The organism is Allochromatium warmingii, assembly GCF_900107145.1.
Classification (GTDB): domain Bacteria; phylum Pseudomonadota; class Gammaproteobacteria; order Chromatiales; family Chromatiaceae; genus Thermochromatium; species Thermochromatium warmingii.
On record NZ_FNOW01000045.1, the window covers coordinates 1 to 22,893 of the forward strand.

The following is a 22,893-nucleotide window of genomic DNA, read 5'->3' on the forward strand; positions in this document are numbered from 1 at the left end:
TCGCGCCCATCGAGCTTTTTAACACGCTGCTCAAAACTCGCTAATCGTTTCCGCGTTATACCAAACACATTGAAAAATCCATCCCAAAACGACTTGCCTTCCGCATCTTCTGAGCACTCATTTGCCCATTCACGCGAAAATTCTAAGGCACGTTCTTTGATTTCATTCCAAGATAATGGCATAGTTATTTCTCAGTTAGCAAAATTAAACCAGAAAAAACTCACTCAACCCCGCTTTTTCAATCGCGCTGCATAAAGCGGCGCTTCCCCCAGTGCCTTCGGAGTCTGACATCAGCAGACTGTTGAACAGGCATTGCAGGATGTTGCCGCTGCATGGCAGCGATTGGTGTGACCGTTTAGCGAAGTCCCCGCCGAGCGTGACCGGGACTTCGCCAGCCGTACTTCAAGCCAGATCAAAACGATCAGTGTTCATCACCTTATTCCAAGCGGCGACGAAATCACGCACGAATTTCTCGCGGTTGTCATCTTGTGCATACACTTCAGCATAGGCGCGCAGGATCGAGTTCGAGCCAAACACCAAATCCACTCGCGTTGCTGTCCACTTGAGCGCATCGCTTGTGCGGTCGCAGATTTCGTAGAGATTATTGCCGATTGGCACCCAACGGTAGGCCATGTCGGTCAGATTGACGAAAAAGTCATTGGTCAACACGCCCTCGCGGTCAGTCAAAACCCCGTACTTGGTGCCACCGTGATTGACACCTAACACGCGCAGACCGCCGATGAGCACCGTCATCTCCGGTGCCGTTAAGCCCATCAACTGCGTGCGGTCGAGTAATAATTCCTCGGCGCTGACCACATAATCGCGCTTGAGCCAGTTGCGATAACCGTCGTGGATCGGCTCCAGCACCGCGAATGATTCCACATCGGTCATCTCAGCCGTCGCATCACCGCGCCCGGGCGCAAAGGGCACCGGAATATTGAATCCAGCGGCCTGAATTACCTGTTCAAGCGCGACATTACCGGCCAGCACGATCACATCCGCCACACTTGCGCCATGCGCCGCTGCGATGGGTTCGAGCACGCCGAGCACCCGCGCTAACCGCTCCGGCTCGTTGCCCTCCCAATCCTTTTGCGGTGCCAGTCGAATGCGTGCGCCATTGGCTCCGCCGCGCTTATCAGACTGGCGGAACGTTCGCGCACTGTCCCACGCAGTTGCGATCATCTCGGCAACACTCAATCCACTGGCGGCGATCTGTGCTTTGACTGCTGCAACCGCATAATCGGTGCGACCGGCTGGCACCGGATCCTGCCAGATGAGGTCTTCTTGCGGTGCATCAGGGCCGAGATAGCGCGTTTTCGGCCCCAAATCACGATGGGTCAATTTGAACCAAGCGCGGGCGAAGGTCTCGGCGAAATAGTCGGGATCCTGATAAAACCGCTCTGCAATCTGGCGATAGACCGGATCAAACTTCATCGCCATATCCGCATCCGTCATAATCGGATTGAGGCGGATTGACGGATCCTCGACATCAACCGGCTTGTCGTCCTCCTTGATGTTGATTGGCTCCCACTGCCACGCGCCAGCCGGACTTTTTTTCAGCTCCCAGTCGTAATTGAGCAGCAGATGAAAATAGCCGTTATCCCAGCGCGTCGGATGCGTCGTCCACGCCCCTTCGATGCCGCTGGTCACGGTATCGCGTCCGATGCCGCGAGTGGTTTTGTTGAGCCAGCCCAAGCCCTGATCCTCGACCTCAGCGCCCTCGGGGTCTGGCCCCAGCAGACTGGCACTGCCGTTGCCGTGACACTTGCCGACGGTGTGACCACCAGCAGTCAGCGCAACGGTTTCTTCATCGTTCATCGCCATCCGCGCAAAGGTCACGCGCACATCGCGGGCGGTCTTGAGCGGATCGGGCTGGCCATCGACGCCTTCGGGATTGACATAAATCAGCCCCATCATCACCGCTGCCAGCGGATTATCTAAATCGCGTTCACCGGAGTAACGGCTACCAGTGCTGTCGCTCGGCGCGAGCCACTCTTTTTCCGAACCCCAGTAGATATCTTGTTCGGGATGCCAGATGTCCTCGCGTCCGAACGCAAAACCAAAGGTCTTGAGACCCATTGATTCATAGGCAACGGTTCCGGCTAGGATGATGAGATCGGCCCAACTGAGTGCGTTGCCGTATTTTTTCTTGATTGGCCACAGCAGACGGCGGGCTTTGTCGAGATTGGCATTGTCGGGCCAAGAGTTCAGCGGCGCGAAGCGTTGATTGCCGGTGCTCGCGCCGCCGCGCCCGTCGGCAATGCGATACGTCCCGGCGGCGTGCCAGGCCATGCGGATCATCAAACCGCCGTAATGCCCCCAATCGGCGGGCCACCAGTCCTGACTATCGGTCATCAGGGCGTGCAGATCGCGCTTGACGGCCACAAAGTCGAGCGTTGTGACGGCTTCGCGGTAGTTGAAATCTGGGTCGAGCGGATTGGTCTTGGTGTCATGTTGATGCAGGATGTTGAGATTAAGCGCCTTCGGCCACCAGTCCATATTTGAGGAACCGGCGGCGGTATTGCCGCCATGCATGACTGGGCACGTTCCGGCGGCTGTCGTTACGTTTTTATCCATCACTCGCTCCGTTGGTTGTTGGCAGGTGTTGCGTACTGCGTGTATGTATGAGGATAAAAGCGGACAGTCATCGGGTGCTAATCGTTTCGTTGTATCTAATAGATCGTCAGAGACGATGGTTATACGCTACATCATTACTAACATTGTTGAACACATAAAAAACCCCGCCGAAGCGGGGTGTTTGGCTTTGAGCTTCCAGCGATCAGCCTTCAGCAACCAGCTCATCTGGCTGGACGCTGAAAGCTGGCAGCTCAGAAGACTTACATCATGCCCATGCCGCCCATATCGCCCATGCCGCCGCCCGGCATCGCCGGTGCGTCGTCCTTCGGCTCATCGGCAATCATGGCTTCAGTGGTAATCATCAGACCGGCCACCGAGCACGCATTTTGCAGCGCCGAACGGGTGACTTTGGTCGGATCGAGAATGCCCATCTCGACCATATCGCCGTATTCGCCATTGGCTGCGTTGTAACCGAAGTTACCCGTACCCTCGGCGACCTTGTGCAGCACTACCGACGGCTCTTCGCCAGCGTTGGCGACGATCTGACGCAGCGGCTCTTCCATCGAGCGGCGAGCGATAGCGATACCAACATCTTGATCGTGGTTCGCGCCCTTGAGATCCTTAACCGCTGCAATCGCCCGCACCAGCGCGACACCGCCGCCGGGCACGATGCCTTCTTCAACCGCCGCACGGGTCGCATGGAGCGCATCTTCGACGCGAGCTTTCTTCTCTTTCATCTCGATTTCGGTGGCAGCGCCGACCTTAATCACCGCCACACCACCAGCGAGCTTGGCCAGCCGCTCTTGCAGTTTTTCGCGGTCATAGTCGGAGCTGGTCTCTTCGACCTGAGCGCGGATCTGCTCGCACCGCGCCTTGATGTCGATTTCCGAACCAGCGCCGTCGATGATGGTGGTCTCGTCCTTGCCGACCTGCACGCGCTTGGCGGTGCCCAGATCGTTCAGGGTGGCTTTTTCCAGCGACAGGCCGACTTCTTCCGAAATCACGGTCGCGCCGGTCAGAATGGCGATGTCTTGCAGCATCGCCTTGCGCCGATCACCGAAGCCCGGCGCCTTGACTGCGCAGACCTTGACGATGCCGCGAATGGTGTTGACGACCAGCGTCGCCAGGGCTTCGCCTTCGACATCTTCAGCGATAATCAGCAGCGGCTTGCCAGCCTTCGCCACCCCTTCCAGCACCGGCAATAGCTCGCGGATGTTGGAGATTTTCTTGTCGTGCAGCAGGATGAACGGATGATCCAGCTCGGCGCTCTGGCTCTGCTGATTGTTGATGAAATAGGGCGAGAGATAGCCGCGATCAAACTGCATCCCCTCGACGACATCGAGTTCGTTTTGCAGCGAGGTGCCATCTTCAACAGTGATGACGCCTTCCTTGCCGACCTTCTCCATCGCTTCCGCGATGATGGTGCCGATGGACTCATCCGAGTTGGCCGAGATGGTGCCGACCTGCGCAATGGCTTTGGTCTCGGTGCAGGGCTTGGAGAGCTTCTTCAGCTCTTCGGTCGCGGCTGCAACAGCTTGATCCATGCCGCGCTTCAGATCCATCGGGTTCATGCCAGCGGCAACCGCCTTCAACCCTTCGCGCACCATCGCCTGCGCCAGCACGGTCGCGGTGGTGGTGCCGTCACCAGCGATGTCCGAAGTCTTGGACGCAACTTCTTTCACCATCTGTGCGCCCATATTCTCGAACTTGTCTTTCAGCTCGATTTCTTTGGCCACGGATACACCGTCTTTGGTGACGGTCGGGGCGCCGAAGGACTTCTCCAGCACCACGTTCCGGCCCTTTGGCCCCAGCGTGACCTTGACGGCGTTGGCGAGGATGTTGACACCCTCCATCATACGGACACGGGCATCACCGCCGAACTTCACGTCTTTTGCGCTCATGCTGTTTAATTCCTCAAATCATTCAATGGGTTAGGGTTAAAAGTCAGAGATGACTGCACGCGACAGCCGGAGCGGAAGGCCGATTAGCCCTCAACGACCGCCATGATGTCTTCTTCGCGCATCACCAGAAATTCCTTGCCGTCGAGCTTGATTTCGGTGCCGGAGTATTTACCGAACAGCACGCGGTCGCCGACCTTGACATCGAGCGCACGCACGCTACCGTTGTCGAGGATTTTGCCGTTGCCAACGGCGATGATCTCGCCCTGAATCGGCTTTTCGGTGGCCGAATCTGGGATCACGATCCCGCCGGCGCTCAGGCGCTCTTCTTCCATGCGACGGACGACAACGCGGTCATGCAGGGGACGGATGTTCATGTAGCAGGCTCCTCGTTACAGGTTGAGAAGTGGATGATAGCGTGGCGGCGAGGTGAGCCAGTGGGCTGACCTGTTAGCACTCACTTGGAACGAGTGCTAATGGTAGAGCGAAATTGTCGGCTGTCAAGATCTGGTGATCGATCAGCGACGATCAAATGTAAGGAGCGTGTACGTTCGGCGTCTTTTTAGCGAGCGTTCAAGCGCCTCGGTCAAGAAAGAATCCTGCTGGCTGGAAGCTGGCGGCTGATAGCTGGCCGCTAAAAATGCACACCCGTCAACTGCTCCGATAGTTCCCATAACTGCGCTGCTGCGGCACCATCCTGCGCCAGCGGCGGCAGCTGTGCCACACCCAGTGGTCCCATGAGTTCACGCCAACCGGTTGGCCCATAAAATAGACCGCCCTGCGCCTCAGGTGCGGTCGCGGCAAATAGCGTTGGCAGTGCCGCCGGTGCTACAGGCCGACTGAATGGGAGCAAAATCGGTTGCAGCCAGCGCCAAGCCGTCGCCCGCCAACCGCTCGATGCCGGCCCATTGCCAATCAGCGCCGTCCCGGCAAAGCCCGGATGCGCCGCCACGCTCATCACCCCCCAGCCAGCCGCTGCGCTGCGTCGCTGCAATTCCAGCGTAAACAGTAACTGTGCGAGCTTACTCAATCCGTAAGTGCGAAACGGTACATAGGCCCGTTCGGATTGCAGATCGCTGAAATCCAGCGTCGTCAAGTGTGCGGCCAGACTGCTGACATTCACTACCCGTGCTCCGGGTGCGCGTTGCAGCAGCGGCAATAGCTGTGCCGTCAACGCAAAATGCCCAAGATAATTGGTCACAAACTGGCGCTCAAAGCCATCGACCGTCACCTGACGGGTTGGCAGCGCCATCACCCCAGCATTATTGATGAGCAGATCCAGCGCCCGCTGTTCAGCGCACAGGGTCTCGGCACAGGTACGCACCGAGGCTAAATCGGCCAAATCCAGCGGCACACACCGCACTAGCGCCTGTGGCTGTGCCGCCCGAATCCGCGCCACCGCCTCAGCACCTCGGATCGCGTTACGGACGGCAAGTACCACCTCTGCGCCAGCAGTGGCCAGCGCCAGCGCGGTTTCATGGCCGAGGCCGCTGTTCGCTCCGGTGACGACCGCGAGGCGACCGGTTTGCGGTGGTATTTCAGCCGTTGTCCAACTCATCGACACCTCTCCCGCGACCCTGTCGCCATCACAAAAAATGCGCCACGTTAAGGCGCACAATTCCGCCGTGCATTGATATTTTTGCGCCTATTTCAGCATCTGGAGCTGGTTTGCCAACCGTTTAGCAAATCGCCATACTGCGCGATCCGCAGTTTTTAGGCAGATCATAATGGTCAGCAGTTTACCCAATATTTCCAGTGAACTTCTGTGGTTACTCCTACCTTGGAGTTTAGCCTTTGTTTTTCTCGGACGGATGCGCCGCTGCCCACCATTGCCCGCGCCGACGCCCGCGCCCCGCCCCGTGTCGGTGATTATTCCGGCCCGCAATGAAGCGACGCGCCTGCCGCCGCTGTTGCGTTCATTACAAGCACAGGATTATCCCGATTATGAAGTGATCGTCGTCGATGACCAGTCAACTGATGACACAGCGGCGCTGGCGCGGGCCGCCGGAGCGCAGACCGTGACGCTCACCGAATTGCCCGCCGGTTGGCTCGGCAAGCCGCACGCCTGCTGGATTGGTGCCCGTCAAGCACGCGGCGAGTTATTTGTCTTTCTCGACGCCGATACTGAATTAGAACCCGGCGGATTACGGCGTATTATCGGCACCCACGCGCAATACGGTGGGCTGGTTTCAATTCAACCCTATCATCACATGCAACGCGCCTATGAGCGGCTTTCGGGCTTTTTTTCGATTGTGATGATGGGTAGCATTCGCTCATTTACGCTCGCGGGTACGGCTATTCAATCGAATGGCAGCTTTGGCCCCTGTCTGGTTTGTTCACGCACAGATTATGAGCGCACCGGCGGTCATCAATTAGTCCGCGCTGAAATTGTTGATGATGTCGCGTTATCACGCGAATTGGCACAACGCGGCGTGCGGACGACAAATTTTATCGGCGCAGGAACCATCCGTTTTCGTATGTATCCCGGTGGTTTGATAGATCTAGCGGATGGCTGGACGAAGAATTTTGCTCAGGGTGCCCTGTCAACGGACTTTTTGATTTTATTAATGATGATTGCTTGGATTTCCAGCGCCTGTGCGACGGTTGATGCCGTCACAAAATGGCCGAGCGAAGGGCCAACTGCTTGGGCATTAGCGGGCAGCATTGCTTATACTGCCTATGTGCTGCAAATTTGGTGGCTGTTGCGAAAATTGGGCAATTTCGGTCTTGGCACTGCTTTAACCTATCCGCTGTCGATCACGTTTTTTACGCTGGTATTTATTCGCTCTCTCTATCGCACGCTGGTGCGCAAAAGTGTCCGTTGGAAGGGACGCATTATTCCGCTGCGGGCGATTGATTGATACCGGTATTGCGAAATCCTAAGCTATACAACTGAATCAAGAATGAGGAATCAACCATGACCGCATATTTAGCTAATAAGCGCCCCAAGTTATTATTGATTGGCGCAAATGGTCAGGTCGGATGGGAACTACGCCGCACGCTGGCCAGCGTCGGCGAGGTAATTGCCGCTTCATTAGAGGGCGAATATGGCCCAGCAATTGATTTATTAGATGCAGCAGCACTGGCGCAGTTAATTGAAACAACTCAGCCCGATGCGCTGATTAATGCCGCCGCCTATACTGCTGTAGATAAAGCCGAAAGCGACCGCGCAACCGCACAGCGTCTCAATGCCGATGCGGTTGGTGAAATGGGCGCATTACTCGCTCAACGCGGCACGCCGATCATTCATTATTCAACCGACTTTGTTTTTTCGGGTCATCTCGGTCGCCCGTATACCGAAGCTGATACACCCGATCCGCTTAATGTTTATGGTGAAACCAAGCTCAATGGCGAACGAGCATTATTGGATTCGGGAGCGCCGGCGTTGATTTTTCGCACCAGTTGGGTTTATGGCGCACGCGGGGCGAATTTTTTGTTGACCATGCGCCGTTTATTTCAAGAGCGCGATGAATTGCGCGTGGTTGACGATCAAATTGGCTCACCGACTTGGAGCCGCATGTTGGCGGAAATCACTGCCCAAGTGCTGTATCGCGTGCTTCGTGGCGAGGTGGATTTAGCGCAGGTCGGCGGACTCTATCATTTGAGCGGGAGTGGTCAGGTGAGTTGGTATGAATTTGCGCAGGCGATTCGTGAAGCAAGTGGCGCACAGACGCATTTAATTCCAATTCCGTCATCTGAATATCAAGCACCGGCCACGCGCCCGACGTTTTCGGTGCTGAATAATCAGCGGTTTCAAGAAACATTTGGTTTAGCTATGCCAGATTGGCGGCTATCGCTGGCGCAGTGTTTTGAGGAGCTTCGCGGCTAGTATCGGTTAGACAGGATTAACAGAATTAAAAGGATTGACCGGATTGTTTAGAATCCAGTTGGACAAGCCGGATGTTCTAATGCGTGTCCGACGGTTGTAAAGGAACCAAACACTAGTAGCGTATCACCCGCCGTTGATTCAGCCAGCGCGGTATTGAGCGCCGCTGCGACGCTATTAAACAGACCGCGCTGTTGTGGGCCGATTATATCTTGCAGGCGCTCGCTGAGTTGCGTGACTGGCAGGGCGCGGGCGTCATCGCTCTGTGCTAAATACCAGTCATCCACATATTCACAGATTGGCGCAACAATCCGCTCAGGGTTTTTGTCAGCCAGCACGGCGAGCACGGCACGAAGCCGCCCGTTACGGGCAACATCACGCAGATTCGCTGCCAGGGCTGCCGCCGCTTCGCCATTATGTGCAACATCGAGAATCCATGTCACTGCGCCCGGCATGACCTGAAAGCGTCCGGCAAGCTGTGCCCGTTGCAGACCGGTGCGGATGGCGTTGATTGGAATCGGTAACGCTGTGCGCACAGCCATGAGCGCCGCGATTGCTGCCGTTGCGTTGTCGAGCTGAAACGGGCCGCGCAAGGTTGGGAGCGGCAGCGCCAGTCGCTGTCCATCCGGCCCGCTCCAATTCCACCCCTCAGCGGTGCGTGTGTGGTCGAGTTCGCGCCCAAGTTGGAGCGGATATGCAGCGATCTGCATGGCTTCGGCGCGTAATGTCGCGGGTGCGTCGCGTTGACCGATGATCGCCGGACGGTCAGCGCGAAAGATGCCCGCTTTTTCGCGGGCGATAGCATCAAGGCTGTCGCCGAGCCAATCGGTATGATCGAGACCGATGCTGGTTACGATTGCGACATCGGCGTCGAGCAGATTCACCGCGTCGAGCCGCCCGCCGAGTCCGACTTCCAGCACCACCAGATCCAGTCGGGCACGGACAAACAGGTCGAGCGCGGCGAGCGTGCCGAACTCAAAATAGGTTAGCGAGATGTCGCCCCGTGCGTGGTCGATACGGGCAAAGGATTCGCACAGCGCCGCATCACTGACCGGCTCGCCGTCGATGCGCACCCGTTCGTTATAGCGCCGCAGATGTGGTGAGGTGTAAACGCCACAGTGATAACCCGCCGCGAGCGTCATCGCTTCGAGCATGGCGACCGTTGAGCCTTTGCCGTTGGTGCCGCCAGCGGTGATGACCGGACAGGGCAGCCGCCCGCCGTCGGGCGCCAGCCGCGCCCAGACCGCGCCGACGCGCTCTAGCCCCAGATCCATGCGGTTAGGATGGAGCGTTGTTTGCCAGTCGAGCCAGGCGGTGAGAGTTTGAAAGCGAGGGAGAATAGAGGGTGTGCGTTCAGTCATGCGTAAGATTATTTATATCAATGCGATTCAATGCGGCCAATTATTAGCGGCTCATTGGTGTCCGGTATGACTATGCACAGCTTCTTTTAATATTTGCGCTACCCAGTTATTCAGACTTTGCCCCGATTGTTTAGCGGCTGCTAGTACGGCGCTATGCACCTTAGGTGGAATACGTAGTAACAACTGCCCACTGGCAGATTGATTTGGTTCTTGATCGAGTTGCTCGCAGGCTTCAAGGTAACTATCAACCGCATCATGAAAAGCCTGCTCAAATTCGCTGACTGATTCACCATGAAATGCGATGATATCGTCGATATCCAAGACACGCCCAACGAGAATACGGTCATCTGGATCGAACGTGAGACTAGCACGATAACCGCGATAGATCATGGTATTAGTCATGGCACTATTCCCAGTTTGATCAAAAAATCACGGACATTTTTCACACGGTATTTCAGTGCTTCTTTATGTGGATGTGGGCGATGGAAATTAGCGCGTATCCCATTTTTTTCAAATGTTACCGCTGAACCACGACCTTCGATAACACGACAACCAATAGCGAGCAGCAGCACCTCAATTCGCGACCATTCCAGATTACCGTTTAGCGGATCCGTAAAGATCGCTTGATGTATTTTGCGATGCGTGCTGTTTAGCATTCAAGGGATACGGTATCAGGATGCCGATGGAATCAATTGACCACTGCACACACTGGCCTAAACCACCACCATCGTCCGACAATAACGCGGACGTTGCATTAACAGCGCCAGCAAATCGGCCAAGCGTTCACGCATTTCGCGTCGGTCGATAATCATATCGAGTGCGCCTTTTTCGAGCAAAAATTCACTACGCTGAAAGCCTTCTGGTAATTGTTCGCGCACGGTTTGCTCAATCACACGCGGCCCGGCAAACCCAATTAAGGCATTGGGTTCAGCGATATTCAGATCACCGAGCATAGCTAAACTCGCTGATACGCCGCCCATCGTTGGATCAGTCATCACTGAAATAAACGGCAGTGAGCGTTCGCGCATTCGCGCCAGCGCCGCGCTGGTTTTGGCCATTTGCATCAATGAAAACAGGCTTTCCTGCATTCGCGCTCCGCCGCTGGCCGAAAAACACACATAGGGCGAATGCTGCTCCAGCGCCGCTTCAACACCACGCACAAAGCGTTCGCCGACGACTGACCCCATTGATCCGCCCATAAATCCAAATTCAAAGGCCGCCGCGACGATGGGCGCTTCTTTGAGCCGTCCGTGCATCACAATTAGGGCGTCTTTTTCTGACGACTGCTTTTGTGCTGCTGCGAGCCGATCTTTGTATTTTTTTAAATCTTTGAATTTGAGCGGATCGAGTGATTCGAGATCAGCGCCGATTTCTTCGCGTCCATCGAGATCGAGAAAGGCGTCCAGTCGTCGCCGTGCGGTGAGCCGATTATGATGACCGCATTTTGGACACACTTCGAGATTGCGTTCTAATTCAGCGCGATAGAGGATCGCGTTACAGCCCGGACATTTGGCCCAAACACCTTCGGGGACAGCGCGTTTGGTGTTAGCGTCAATGCGGATGCGGTCGGGAATGAGCTTCTCAAACCAGCTTTTGCCTTTGTCCATCGCCTGTTTAACGGTGGCGGTGGCTTGCGCCTGAACTTTGGATTTGGTGGATTCGTCCATCGTTGGGGGGGTGCTCTTAACTGGGATGGTTCATGCAAAAAACGGGCGGTTTGCTTCTGGTGACGAAACGAGAGCGTCGTCACCAGAGAACAGTTAGTCACATCTGGTTACAGCGCCGCGACTCGCGCCCCATCGATGGCGGTGCGCAGGCTGGCGAGAAAGCTGCCGATGGAGTCAGGGATGTGCTCGGGGGTTGCGGCAAGTGCTTCGATGCGCTCGACCAGCGCACTGCCGACGATCACGGCATCAGCGACCTCGGCAACGCGGGCGGCGGTCGCGGCATCTTTAATGCCGAAGCCGACGCCAACCGGCAAATCAACTGCGGCGCGAATCCGTGCCAGATGCGCGGCGACATCGGCTGTGTCGAGATGCCCCGCGCCGGTCACACCCTTGACCGAGACATAGTAGACGAAGCCTGAGGCTACGGAGCCGATGCGCCGAATCCGATCATCGGTCGAGGTCGGCGCGAGCAGATAGACCAGATCCAGCCCATGTGTTTTGAGGGTTGTGACCAGTTCATGACCTTCTTCGGGCGGCACATCGACGATCAACGCACCATCGACGTCGGCAGCTTGGGCGCGTTCCGCAAACGCGGTGTAGCCCATGCGCTCGATGGGATTGAGATAGCCCATCAGCACAACCGGTGTTGCAGTGTCCTGCTCACGGAAAGTGCGCACCAGCTCCAGCACATCAGCGAGACGCACACCCTGCGCCAGCGCCCGTTCGGTCGCCCGCTGGATGACCGGCCCATCGGCCATCGGATCGGAAAATGGCACGCCGAGTTCGATGATGTCAGCGCCAGCTTGCACCAGCGCGTGCATCAGCGGCACTGTAGTCGCCGGGCCAGGATCGCCAGCGGTGACAAAGGGAATCAGCGCGGTACGATGCTGCGCCTTGAGTTCGGCAAAACGTTGTGCGATGCGGCTCATAAGACTAACCCGTCGTGACGTGCGACCGTGTGCATATCCTTGTCGCCGCGACCGGAGAGATTGACCAATAGGGTCTGATCGGGGCGCAAGGTCGGCGCGAGCTTATGGGCGTAGGCGAGCGCGTGGCTGGATTCGAGCGCCGGAATAATGCCCTCGGTGCGCGTGAGATGGTGGAAGGCCGCGAGCGCCTCATCATCGGTAATCGAGACGTACTGCGCTCGCCCGCTGTCTTTGAGCCACGCATGTTCGGGGCCGACGCCCGGGTAATCGAGTCCGGCTGAGATCGAATGGGTCTCGATGATCTGGCCGTTGTCATCTTCCATTAGATAGGTGCGATTGCCGTGCAGCACGCCCGGGCGTCCGGCGCACAATGGCGCGGCATGATGGCCGGTTGCGATGCCTTCGCCACCGGCTTCGACCCCATAGATCGCCACGTCACTGTCCCCAATGAAGGGATAAAACAGCCCGATGGCATTCGAGCCGCCGCCGACACAGGCGACCAGCGCATCGGGCAGGTGTCCGGTGCGTTCGAGCATCTGGGCGCGGGCTTCGCGTCCGATGACGGTTTGAAAATCGCGCACCATCATCGGGTACGGATGCGGCCCGGCAACGGTGCCGATGATGTAAAAGGTATCGTCGATATTCGTCACCCAGTCGCGCATGGCTTCGTTGAGCGCATCTTTGAGCGTGCGCGAACCTGAAGTCACCGGCACCACTCGTGCGCCCAGTAAGCGCATCCGGTAGACATTGGCCTCTTGGCGGGCGACATCGACTTCGCCCATATAGACCACGCATTCCAAGCCCAGCCGCGCCGCAACGGTGGCGCTGGCGACACCATGCTGACCGGCGCCGGTTTCAGCGATGATGCGGGTTTTGCCCATGCGCTTGGCCAGCAGCGCCTGACCGATGGTGTTGTTAACCTTGTGGGCACCGGTGTGATTGAGGTCTTCGCGCTTGAGATAAATCTGCGCCCCACCGAGTTCGCGGCTCCAGCGTTCAGCGTGATAAAGCGGCGACGGGCGACCAACATAATCGCGCAGATCGGCGTCCATCTCGGCCTGAAAGTTGGGATCGGCTTGGCACTGCTCATAGGCCAAACGCAATTCTTCGAGCGGGTGCATCAGCGTTTCGGGGACGAACAGGCCACCATAGGGGCCAAAGTGACCAGTCGCATCTGGTAGGTCATACGGCTGATTATCAGCCAAGCTGTCAGCTTGGCGCATTTCGGCGTTGATCGCCATCTCTTACCCCTTGCATAAAGGCGAAAATCAGTTGCGAATCTTTGCAGCCCCGCGTGGCTTCGACCCCACCGCTGACATCGACGCCATAGGGTTGCACTTGGGCAATGGCGGCGGCGACGTTCAACGGGGTCAGACCGCCAGCGAGTACAATCGTTGGGGCCAGATTAGGCGGAATGCGTGCCCAGTCGAAGCATTGGCCAGTGCCACCGGCGCGGCCGGGGTCGTAAGCATCGAGCAACAGCCCATCGGCACCACTGAAGCGTTCGCGCTCGGCGGCGAGATCTATGCCCGGACGCATCCGCAGGGCTTTGATCCAGCGCCGCCCGAAGCTGGCGCAGAATGCGGGCGCTTCGTCACCGTGAAATTGGAGCACATCCAGCGGGACTTGCGCCAAAGTTGCGTTGATGGTCGCGGCTGACGCATCAACAAATAGTCCAACGGCGGTGACAAATGGCGGCAGCGACCAACACAGGGCAGCGGCTTGCTCGATGGTGACGGCACGCGGGCTGGTTGAATGAAAAACTAGACCGATGGCATCGGCTCCGGCTTGCACCGCAGCGTCGATGTCGTCAGGGCGCGTCAGACCGCAAATCTTGACCCGTGTTCGTGGGTGTGCGTGGTACTTCAACTGTGCCTCATGTTATTTATGTTATTTGAATGATTTGAACCGCAAAGGCGCAAAGAGCGCAAAGTTTTTTAATTTAATTGAATCTAATTTTTTAATAAAAAAACTTTGTGTTCTTTGCGGTTTTAAAGCTATGCGGTTCTAATCGTTTTTTAATCGCTGCAATGGATGCGCATTTTCGCTCTGTGGCAAATGAAAGTCTGCCGGATAATCCGCTCGCACAAAATAAAGTCCGTGCGGTGGTGCGGTGACGCCACCGAGACGGCGGTCACGCACGGCTAAGAGTTCGCGTGTCCAGTCAGGGGAGGCTTCGCCGCGTCCAATGGCCATTAACACACCGGCGATATTGCGCACCATGTGATGCAAAAAACCATTCGCGCCAATCGCCAGCACGATGAGTCCATCGTGTTCGCTGAGTTCGAGATAGCGCACGCAGCGAATCGGACTTTTGGCTTGACAGCCGACGGCGCGAAAGCTGGAAAAATCATGTTCACCAACGAGCGCAACAGCGGCGGTGCGCATCCGGTCGAGATCGAGTGCCTCATGTACCCATACGGCGCGATCACGCTGGAGCGGCGAGCGGGTGCGGCGGGCGAGAATCTGGTAGCGATAATGACGCGCTTGGGCGCTGAAGCGTGCATGAAAATCAGCCGTGACCGGATGTGCCCAGCGCACGCCGACGGTTGGCGGCAAGTTGACATTGGCACCAAGCACCCAGGAACGCTCGGTGCGGGTGGCGGTGGTGTCGAAATGCACGACTTGTTCGAGTGCGTGAACGCCGGTGTCGGTGCGGCCGGCGCAGTGAACGATCACGGGATGATCGGCGACCCGCGACAGCGCGGCTTCCAACGCAGCTTGCACGCTTGGCACGCCGGATTGTGTTTGCCAGCCGTGAAAGTGGGTGCCGTCGTACTCGACGCCCAGCGCGATGCGGCCCGGTCTCAAGATGCTCTCGACTGGTTCAACCGAGTCGCTCCAGCATGGCACGCGCTTCGTTGCGCTGTTCGTCGCGGCCCTCGGCGATGACTTCTTCCAGAATCTCGCGGGCGGCTTCTTTGTCGTCCATTTCGACATAGGCGCGAGCTAAATCGAGCTTGGTGGCCGTCTCGTCCCAGATGCCCGAATCGAGCTGCCATTGCGAGGACAGAAGATCGCTGGGGGCGTTTTCTGATGCAGTCGCGCTGCTTGTTGTGCCTGAGGCATCGTCCTCATCAAGATCGAGCAGCAGCGGCACGCCGGGCGCAGTGAGCGCCACAGGCTCAGGTTCGGGGGGCAGGGTGCCGAGTGCCAGATCCAGTGCTTCCAGTGACTCATCTAACAGCGGCGGCACGTCGAGATCGAGCGGTAATTCCAGACTGTCAGCCACTGGCGCGACGACTGGCGCTGGTGTCGTACTCGGCGCGGGCGGCGGTGCCAGATCCGCTAAATCCAGATGCAGCGGATCGGATTCTGCCGAGGGTAGCGGCAAGATGGAATCCAGTTCGCTTGCTACATCATTATCTAGGTCTAGCTCATTATCTGCGCTTTCTGCGTTGCTGCTGCTTGGCTCCAGCGTCGGCACGGCGGGGAGCAAATCTGACGCAGCATCGAAGTCGAGCGGGAGTGAATCGTCTAAATCTGAATCATCGAGACCAAATTCGGAGTCGATATCAGCCAGCGGCGGCGGCGCGGCAGGTTCAGACGGCGGTGCAGCAGTGCGAGGCGGTGTAGCAGTGGCGGCTAATCCGACCCCAGCCGCGACTGCGCCAGCAGCCGCGACCGTTGCGACGGTTGATGTTGGAGCTGGAGTTGCAGCGGGAACCGGTTTGGGCGGCGGGGCTGGTGCAACAGGCGGCGCGGTATTGGTGGCTGACAGCTTCAACGACATTTCGTGCAACATGAGTTGCAGCCGCGCCCACTGCGCTGGATCTTTGGCATCGCCGCCGAGCGTGCGGATGTGGTCGAGCCGTTCGCGTAGCTGCGCGATATCTTCAGCGGCGACCAGCGCCTCGGCGAGTTTGTAATGCAGCTCCAGCCGTTTGGGAGACCGCTGTAGCTCTTTTTCCAGCAGATTGCACGCATCGCGATGCCGACCATAGGCGATATAAATATCGGCCTCGGAGATTGGGTCGGCCTCGTCGGTGTCGATGTCGAAATCGGTCAGCTCCGACATCGGTGCGCTTTTGGATGTGGCGCTTGAGTCGGGAGTTGGCGATGCCGACGGTGCGCTGGCGGTCGGCGGTGGCTGACTGGCGAAGGTGGACACCGGCAAGGGGGCGGTGCTGAAACGCGAGGTGCGACTCTTCGTCAACGAGACATTTGCGGTGCTGTCGAGCGACGCGGTTTCCGTTTCAGTCGGCGGCGCGGTTGCTGAGGTTGCGTCGAGCGTCTCGGAGTCGGATGCGTCATCGGTTTCGGCCTGATCGCGTCGCCGCCGACGTGCTGTGGCAATCGAGAACAGCAAAATCCCGAGTGCGGTGACACCGGCTAATCCGGCCAGCGGCAGCAATAACGAATGCCAAGTCGAGGACGCGGCGACTGGTGCGGCGTCATCCGGTTCGGCGGCGCTGGGTGTGGGCTGTGGCTTGGGAGGCGGCGCGGTGACTGGCTCCGCTGGCGCGGGTGTAGATGGCGTTGCTGATGGCGCGGACGGATCGGACGCGAGCGGCGGCGGGGTTGTGGCGTCGGTTGCAGGCGGCGCGGACGTTGGCTCGACTAGCGTGGGTGTCGGTACTGGCACGAATCCAGTTGGATTTTCGGCAATTGGATTTTCGGCCAGCATTTCCAGATCAGCGGCGGCTTCGGGATCGGCGCTCAATGCTGATGTTGGCGCGGGTGTGGCGTTTTCGGCGACTGGCGGCGAGGATTCCAATGCTGCGGGTAAGACGCTGGATTCTGGCTTGCCGATGGGTTCAAGAGTTGGTTCTGATTCTGAACTTGGTGCGGGCGATTGTGCGACAAGTGGACTATCAGGCGTTTCTGGGACAATCGCTGGCGCGGATGATGGGCTATCCGGTGATTGGATCGGCGACGATTGGAGATCGCGCTCTTGCAGCAGTGTCTGAATTGTTGCGAGTTGTGTTTCTAACTCTTTGATGCGATTGCGTAATTCGACTGCTTCTTGTCGCGCTGTTTCGCTGGCTTCAATCGCTAAGAGCAGCTCTGATGAGGCGGTATCGGTGGTGCCACCTGACAGCGGTGCGCTGGATGTCGATGCAGCGGGCGCGGCAATCGGCGCACCTGCGCCTGGTGTGGTGCCGACTAAGCGTAGACGCGAGAGCATCTCCGGCGTCACATTGGTGAGCGGGGCGCGTTGCGCCGAGCGGCCACGGGTGGCGGCTTGAAATTCCTGCTGGGCGGCTTCGGCATCGAGGGCGAAGAGTTCGGCCCGCGAGGGAATCACGAGCGTTTTACCGGCGATCAGGCGATTGATGTCGCCGCGCACGAAGGCGCTCTGATTGCAGCGATAGAGCGCCATAGCGGTTTGGGCAGCGGTTGCGCCGGCGATGGCGTGACTCCGTGCGAGCGTCCAGAGACCTGATCCGCCACCGATGGGGCCGAGGTAATAGGGGAAGCCTTCGCCGGGTGCGGAGAGATAGCCGCCTGAGTTGCTGTCGAGCGGTGGGAGTCCGCCGACGGCTGAGGCATCTTGGGTTGCTGATCCGGCGCGGGCGGATCGCACGGCTGGGGCGCGGCGTTCGAGCTGCGACGGGGGATCGAGCAGGACGGTGTAACCTTTGACGAGATTGCCTGTTGGCCAGACTGCTTCAATGAGAAAATCGAGATATGGCTCGCGCACTGGCTCGCGGCTGCTCAAGCGCACCTGTACGCGACCATCGGGCGTGACTTCTGGTTTAAAGCGCAGTTGGGTTAGAAAGTAGTAGCGTTCGATGCCAGTTTTGGCAAAGGCATCGGCTGAGGCGATGGTGATACGCAGGGTATCGAGTTCATCGGGGCGCACATCGGTGAGAGGGATGACGCCTGAAAAGGGCTGATTGAGTGCCGATTCGGTCTGTAACGCGCCCAATTCTAATGCCCAGCTTGGAGGGGCGATTAGGGCCGTAGCGATAGCCGATGCCAACAGCAGCTTGCGAGTCATCCCGCCTCCCCTCGTGCGCTCGGTAGCGATTACTTCATCAATATGAATAGCACTGTGCAACACCCGACTTTCAGCGATCTAGCAGGATCATCAACATGCGACGCACAGGTTCGGCGGCACCCCAGAGTAGTTGATCGCCGACAGTGAACGCTGAGAGATAGCGGCTGCCTAGATTCATTGGTCGCAGACGCCCAACGGGAATCTGCAACGAGCCGGTGACGGCAGCAGGTGAGAGTTCGTGCAAGGTTGTGGTGCGATCATTGGGAATCACCCGCACCCAATCATTGGCTTCGGCAATCAGGGCTTCGATGTCGTGCATCGGCACGTCACGGTTAAGCTTGATCGTTAAACCCTGACTGTGACAGCGCATCGCTCCGATGCGCACACACAGACCATCGACAGGAATGGGTTGCTCGGTGCGACCGAGGATTCTATTCGTCTCGGCTTGTCCTTTCCACTCTTCACGGCTTTGGCCGTTGTCGAGCTGGGTGTCGATCCAGGGGATGAGACTGCCGGCTAATGGCACGCCAAAGCTGGTGGTTGGGAAATCGGGGGCGCGTAGGGTTGCGGTGACGTGCCGGTCGATGTCGAGAATGGCTGAGGCGGGATCGTCGAGGAGCGGCGCGACTGAGCGATGGAGTGCGCCCATCTGTGCGAGCAATTCGCGCATGTTTTTTGCGCCTGCGCCGGAGGCAGCTTGGTAGGTCATGGCGCTGACCCATTCGATCAGATCGGCTTTGAAGAGGCCGCCGATGGCCATGAGCATGAGACTGACGGTACAGTTGCCGCCGATGAAATCGCGTTTGTTGGCGGCAAGTGCGGCGTCGATCACGGAGCGATTGACAGGATCGAGAATGATGGTCGCGTCGGGTTCCATGCGGAGCGCCGAGGCGGCGTCGATCCAATAACCATTCCAGCCGCTGGCGCGGAGACGCGGATGGATTGATTTGGTGTAATCGCCGCCTTGACAGGTGACGATCACGTCGAGTTCACGGAGGGCATCAAGCGATTCGGCATCGAGGAGTGGGGCTGTGCCATGACCGACATCTGGCCCTGGTTGACCGACTTGCGAGGTAGTGAAGAAGACCGGCTCGACGATTTGAGCAAAGTCATTTTCGGCACGCATCCGCTCCATCAGCACTGAGCCGACCATGCCACGCCAACCGACGAAACCAACCCGCTTCATCTCAATACTCCACTTAAGATTTTTATGAGCCGCTGAAAACGCGGAAAAACGCAGAAAATTTTATTAATTATTTTTTAAATTTTTTATTTTTCTGCGTTTTTCCGCGTTTTCAGCGGCTAAATAATTCAGACTGACAGCGCCGCGACCACTGCGTCGCCCATTTCAGCCGTACCAACCTGACGCATTCCTTCAGACATAATATCCGCCGTCCGCAATCCTTGATCGAGCACATTTGACACCGCTGCATCAATACGCGCCGCCGCCTCAGGTGCATTCAGCGAATAACGCAACATCATCGACACGGACAAAATGGTCGCCAACGGATTCGCCACACCGCGCCCAGCAATATCCGGCGCTGAACCATGAATCGGCTCATACATTCCCTGTCCATGTTCATTGAGTGACGCCGACGGCAGCATCCCAATTGAGCCAGTCAACATGGCAGCGCAATCAGATAAAATATCGCCAAAAATATTACCCGTCACCATCACATCAAATTGCTTCGGTGCCCGCACTAATTGCATGGCAGCATTATCCACATACATGTGTGAAAGCTGAATGTCTGGATATTCAGCAGCGGTTTTAATCGCCACCTCGCGCCACATCTCCGTACATTCGAGCACATTCGCCTTATCAACCGAACACACCCGTTTACCGCGCTTCATCGCAATATCAAATGCCACACGACAAATCCGCTCAACCTCGGATTCGGTATACACCATCGTATTAATACCGCGCCGCTCACCAGAGGGCAGCGTCTCAATACCACGCGGCTGACCAAAATAAATATCGCCCGTGAGTTCACGCACAATCATAATATCCAAGCCAGACACAATCTCAGGCTTTAGCGTAGATGCCGCCGCTAATTGCGGATACAGTACCGCCGGACGCAAATTCGCAAACAGCCCCAATCCAGCCCGCAAACCCAGCAATCCCTTTTCAGGACGCTTAGAAATATGCAGCGGCTCCCACTTCGGGCCACCAACCGCACCAAGTAGCACTGCATCCGACGCTTTTGCCGCCGTCAATGTCGCCTCGGGTAGCGGATCGCCATACGCATCATAGGCCGCGCCGCCAACCAATGCCTCCTCAAGCGTCACATCAATTGCGCCCTCAGTATGCAGCGCCTTCAGCACCTTCACCGCCTCAGCGACAATCTCCGGGCCGATGCCGTCACCGGCGAGAACTAAAATCTTCTTACTCAAGTGTTGCGTCTCCAAAATCTGTCGCTGAATAGACAGGATTAACAAAATTTTTCAATCTTATGAATCCTGTCTCATAAATAAATTTGCTGGATTTATTCAATAAACAACCACGGCACCTCAATCCGGCGACGGGCTTCATAATCACGGATGCTATCAGCCTCTTGCAGCGTCAAACCAATATCATCCAACCCAGCAATGAGCCGCTGTTTGCTCCCAGCCTCAACCTCAAATTCGATCACCTGACCATTGCTCAGAGTCAATGTCTGGGCCGGCAAATCAACCGTAATTTGTAATGGCTCGGCTCCAGTTGCTTGCGCAAACAGCCCATCAATCACTGCCGTACCAAGTCGAATTGGCAATAAACCATTCTTAAAGCTGTTATTAAAAAAGATGTCCGCAAAACTCGGGGCCAGAATCACGCGAATCCCAAAATCAGTCAACGCCCAGGGTGCGTGTTCACGCGACGAACCACAGCCGAAATTCTCGCGGGTAAGCAAAATTTTTGCCTGTGCAAAACGCGGATCATTCAGCACAAATTCCGAATTGCGCGGCCGGTGCGTACAGTCCATATCCGGTTCGCCGTGATCGAGATAGCGCCACTCATCAAATAGATAGGGGCCAAAACCACTCCGCTTGATGCTCTTCAAAAATTGCTTCGGAATGATTGCATCTGTGTCGATATTGGCACGATCAAGCGGCGCAACAACGCCAGTAAAATTCGCAAAAGCCTGCATCAGAGCGTCCTCACATCGACAAAATGCCCGGTCACAGCCACCGCCGCCGCCATCGCTGGACTCACCAAATGCGTGCGTCCGCCCTGACCTTGCCGTCCCTCAAAATTGCGATTCGATGTCGAAGCACAGCGTTCGCCCGGCTCCAGTCGGTCAGCGTTCATCGCCAAACACATCGAGCAACCCGGCTCGCGCCACTGGAATCCCGCTTCAATAAAAATCTTGTCTAACCCTTCAGCTTCCGCCTGCTCCTTGACCAGTCCCGAGCCGGGCACCACCAGCGCCTGCTTGATCGAATCCGCAACCCGCCGTCCGTTAGCGATCTCTGCTGCCGCCCGCAGATCCTCAATCCGCGAATTGGTGCAAGAACCAATAAACACCGTATCTGGGCGAATGGCGCTAATCGGCGTGCCAGCCGTCAGCCCCATATACTCAAGCGCCCGACGAATGCTATTCGCCTTAACCGGATCGGACTCAGCCGCCGGATCGGGCACGCAGCCATCAATCGGCAGCACCATCTCCGGCGAGGTGCCCCAGGTGACTTGTGGCTTGAGGCTCGCCGCGTCGAGATGCAGCACATAATCAAACTGTGCGCCGTTATCGCTCACCAGCGTGCGCCAGTGCGCCGCCGCTTGCTCGAATCGCTCACCAGTCGGTGCCAGCGGTCGCCCGCGCATATAGTCAATCGTTTTCTCATCAACGCCAATCAGCCCCGCCCGCGCTCCGGCTTCAATCGCCATATTGCAAACGGTCATGCGTCCTTCAATCGACAGGGCGCGAATCGCCTCGCCGCCAAATTCAATCACATAGCCCGTTCCGCCCGCCGTGCCGATCTCGCCGATAATCGCCAACACAATGTCTTTAGCCGTCACGCCCGCACCAAGCTGACCATCAACACTGATCAGCATGGATTTGGATTTGCGTTGAATCAGCGTCTGCGTAGCCAAAACATGCTCGACTTCCGAGGTGCCGATGCCGAATGCTAACGCACCGAATGCGCCATGTGTCGCCGTGTGCGAATCGCCACAGACAATCGTCGAGCCAGGCAACGTAAAGCCCTGCTCTGGCCCGATCACATGCACCACACCCTGCCGCTTATCACCCATGCCAAATTCAGTGATCCCGAACGTCTGGCAATTCGTGCCGAGCGTCTCGACTTGCAGCCGCGAGACCGGATCGGCAATCCCAGCGGCACGATCCAGCGTCGGGACGTTATGATCAGGCACCGCAAGATTGGCACTGGTGCGCCACGGTGTACGCCCCGCCAAGCGCAGACCCTCGAACGCTTGCGGCGATGTCACTTCGTGGATCAACTGACGGTCAATGTAGAGCAGCGCCGTGCCCATAGCATCGACACGGACGACATGCTCGTCCCAAAGTTTGTCGTAGAGGGTCTTGGCGACCATGGCCCTACCTCAAGAAAAAGTTAATCCGCTAGGATAGTCGGGGCGCGTTGCAAACTCAATCGGTGCGCGTGTTACGCGCAAGTAGGCATAACTATAACCCTTTGAAGATAACCAGTTAAAATAACGAATATATCGCCCCGCCACGCGGATTTCGCCATGTTCA

Annotated in this window: 20 protein-coding genes; 2 read left to right on the forward strand and 18 right to left on the reverse strand. The window is 57.3% G+C overall.

Features of this window, described 5'->3' with window-relative positions:
- From BLW10_RS11605 to BLW10_RS11625, 5 genes are all read right to left on the reverse strand, one after another.
- Positions 1 to 182: type IIL restriction-modification enzyme MmeI (locus tag BLW10_RS11605; RefSeq protein ID WP_143117065.1), on the reverse strand; the 182-nt coding region annotated here is incomplete at its 3' end.
- Positions 183 to 402: 220 nt separating this feature from the next.
- Positions 403 to 2,577 carry a catalase/peroxidase HPI gene (katG, locus tag BLW10_RS11610; RefSeq protein WP_091334889.1) on the reverse strand — a complete coding sequence of 725 codons (2,175 nt, stop codon included), beginning with the start codon at positions 2,575 to 2,577 and terminating at the stop codon, positions 403 to 405.
- A gap of 260 nt (positions 2,578 to 2,837) precedes the next feature.
- The gene (gene groL, locus BLW10_RS11615; protein ID WP_091334891.1) at positions 2,838 to 4,478 is read right to left on the reverse strand and encodes a chaperonin GroEL; all 1,641 of its coding nucleotides are present in this window, start codon (positions 4,476 to 4,478) and stop codon (positions 2,838 to 2,840) included.
- Positions 4,479 to 4,561: 83 nt separating this feature from the next.
- Positions 4,562 to 4,852, reverse strand: a complete 291-nt coding sequence (gene groES, locus BLW10_RS11620) for a co-chaperone GroES (RefSeq protein ID WP_091334892.1) — start codon at positions 4,850 to 4,852, stop codon at positions 4,562 to 4,564.
- 257 nt (positions 4,853 to 5,109) lie between these two features.
- On the reverse strand, positions 5,110 to 6,033 hold the full coding sequence (locus BLW10_RS11625) for an SDR family oxidoreductase (RefSeq protein WP_091334894.1): 924 nt from the start codon (positions 6,031 to 6,033) through the stop codon (positions 5,110 to 5,112).
- A gap of 169 nt (positions 6,034 to 6,202) precedes the next feature.
- Between BLW10_RS11625 and BLW10_RS11630 the strand changes: the two genes are divergently transcribed.
- The gene (locus BLW10_RS11630; protein ID WP_245709356.1) at positions 6,203 to 7,336 is read left to right on the forward strand and encodes a glycosyltransferase family 2 protein; all 1,134 of its coding nucleotides are present in this window, start codon (positions 6,203 to 6,205) and stop codon (positions 7,334 to 7,336) included.
- Between the two features lie 56 nt (positions 7,337 to 7,392).
- Positions 7,393 to 8,304 carry a dTDP-4-dehydrorhamnose reductase gene (gene rfbD, locus BLW10_RS11635; protein ID WP_091334896.1) on the forward strand — a complete coding sequence of 304 codons (912 nt, stop codon included), beginning with the start codon at positions 7,393 to 7,395 and terminating at the stop codon, positions 8,302 to 8,304.
- 47 nt (positions 8,305 to 8,351) lie between these two features.
- Here rfbD and folC read toward each other — a convergent pair whose 3' ends face one another.
- The 13 genes from folC to leuC all read right to left on the reverse strand — a co-directional run bounded on the left by folC (position 8,352) and on the right by leuC (position 22,730).
- Entirely contained in the window at positions 8,352 to 9,662 is a 1,311-nt protein-coding gene (gene folC / locus BLW10_RS11640) for a bifunctional tetrahydrofolate synthase/dihydrofolate synthase (protein WP_091334897.1), read from the reverse strand.
- A 51-nt stretch (positions 9,663 to 9,713) separates the two neighbouring features.
- The gene (locus tag BLW10_RS11645; RefSeq protein WP_091334899.1) at positions 9,714 to 10,064 is read right to left on the reverse strand and encodes a type II toxin-antitoxin system HicB family antitoxin; all 351 of its coding nucleotides are present in this window, start codon (positions 10,062 to 10,064) and stop codon (positions 9,714 to 9,716) included.
- The gene (locus BLW10_RS11650) at positions 10,061 to 10,318 is read right to left on the reverse strand and encodes a type II toxin-antitoxin system HicA family toxin (RefSeq protein ID WP_091334901.1); all 258 of its coding nucleotides are present in this window, start codon (positions 10,316 to 10,318) and stop codon (positions 10,061 to 10,063) included. Before BLW10_RS11650 ends, BLW10_RS11645 begins: the two co-directional genes overlap by 4 nt.
- A 57-nt stretch (positions 10,319 to 10,375) precedes the next feature.
- Positions 10,376 to 11,269, reverse strand: coding sequence for an acetyl-CoA carboxylase, carboxyltransferase subunit beta (gene accD / locus BLW10_RS11655; RefSeq protein ID WP_091334920.1), 894 nt, complete (start codon positions 11,267 to 11,269; stop codon positions 10,376 to 10,378).
- A gap of 167 nt (positions 11,270 to 11,436) precedes the next feature.
- Positions 11,437 to 12,258, reverse strand: a complete 822-nt coding sequence (gene trpA / locus BLW10_RS11660) for a tryptophan synthase subunit alpha (protein WP_091334903.1) — start codon at positions 12,256 to 12,258, stop codon at positions 11,437 to 11,439.
- Positions 12,255 to 13,499, reverse strand: coding sequence for a tryptophan synthase subunit beta (trpB, locus tag BLW10_RS11665; RefSeq protein ID WP_091334905.1), 1,245 nt, complete (start codon positions 13,497 to 13,499; stop codon positions 12,255 to 12,257). The genes trpA and trpB overlap by 4 nt, the downstream gene beginning before the upstream one ends.
- A complete protein-coding gene (locus tag BLW10_RS11670; RefSeq protein ID WP_091334907.1) occupies positions 13,468 to 14,127 on the reverse strand; it encodes a phosphoribosylanthranilate isomerase in 660 nt (219 codons plus the stop codon). Before BLW10_RS11670 ends, trpB begins: the two co-directional genes overlap by 32 nt.
- Before the next feature lie 138 nt (positions 14,128 to 14,265).
- Entirely contained in the window at positions 14,266 to 15,069 is an 804-nt protein-coding gene (gene truA / locus BLW10_RS11675; RefSeq protein ID WP_245709358.1) for a tRNA pseudouridine(38-40) synthase TruA, read from the reverse strand.
- Positions 15,070 to 15,085: 16 nt separating this feature from the next.
- Positions 15,086 to 18,202, reverse strand: coding sequence for a motility hub landmark protein FimV (locus BLW10_RS11680; protein WP_091334911.1), 3,117 nt, complete (start codon positions 18,200 to 18,202; stop codon positions 15,086 to 15,088).
- Positions 18,203 to 18,272: 70 nt separating this feature from the next.
- Positions 18,273 to 19,388 carry an aspartate-semialdehyde dehydrogenase gene (gene asd / locus BLW10_RS11685; protein ID WP_091334912.1) on the reverse strand — a complete coding sequence of 372 codons (1,116 nt, stop codon included), beginning with the start codon at positions 19,386 to 19,388 and terminating at the stop codon, positions 18,273 to 18,275.
- Positions 19,389 to 19,513: 125 nt separating this feature from the next.
- Positions 19,514 to 20,593, reverse strand: coding sequence for a 3-isopropylmalate dehydrogenase (gene leuB / locus BLW10_RS11690; RefSeq protein WP_091334921.1), 1,080 nt, complete (start codon positions 20,591 to 20,593; stop codon positions 19,514 to 19,516).
- Between the two features lie 92 nt (positions 20,594 to 20,685).
- Positions 20,686 to 21,327 (reverse strand): 3-isopropylmalate dehydratase small subunit, encoded by a 642-nt coding sequence (gene leuD / locus BLW10_RS11695; protein ID WP_091334915.1) that lies wholly within the window; start codon positions 21,325 to 21,327, stop codon positions 20,686 to 20,688.
- Entirely contained in the window at positions 21,327 to 22,730 is a 1,404-nt protein-coding gene (leuC, locus tag BLW10_RS11700) for a 3-isopropylmalate dehydratase large subunit (protein WP_091334916.1), read from the reverse strand. Before leuC ends, leuD begins: the two co-directional genes overlap by 1 nt.
- Between the last annotated feature and the right edge of the window lie 163 nt (positions 22,731 to 22,893).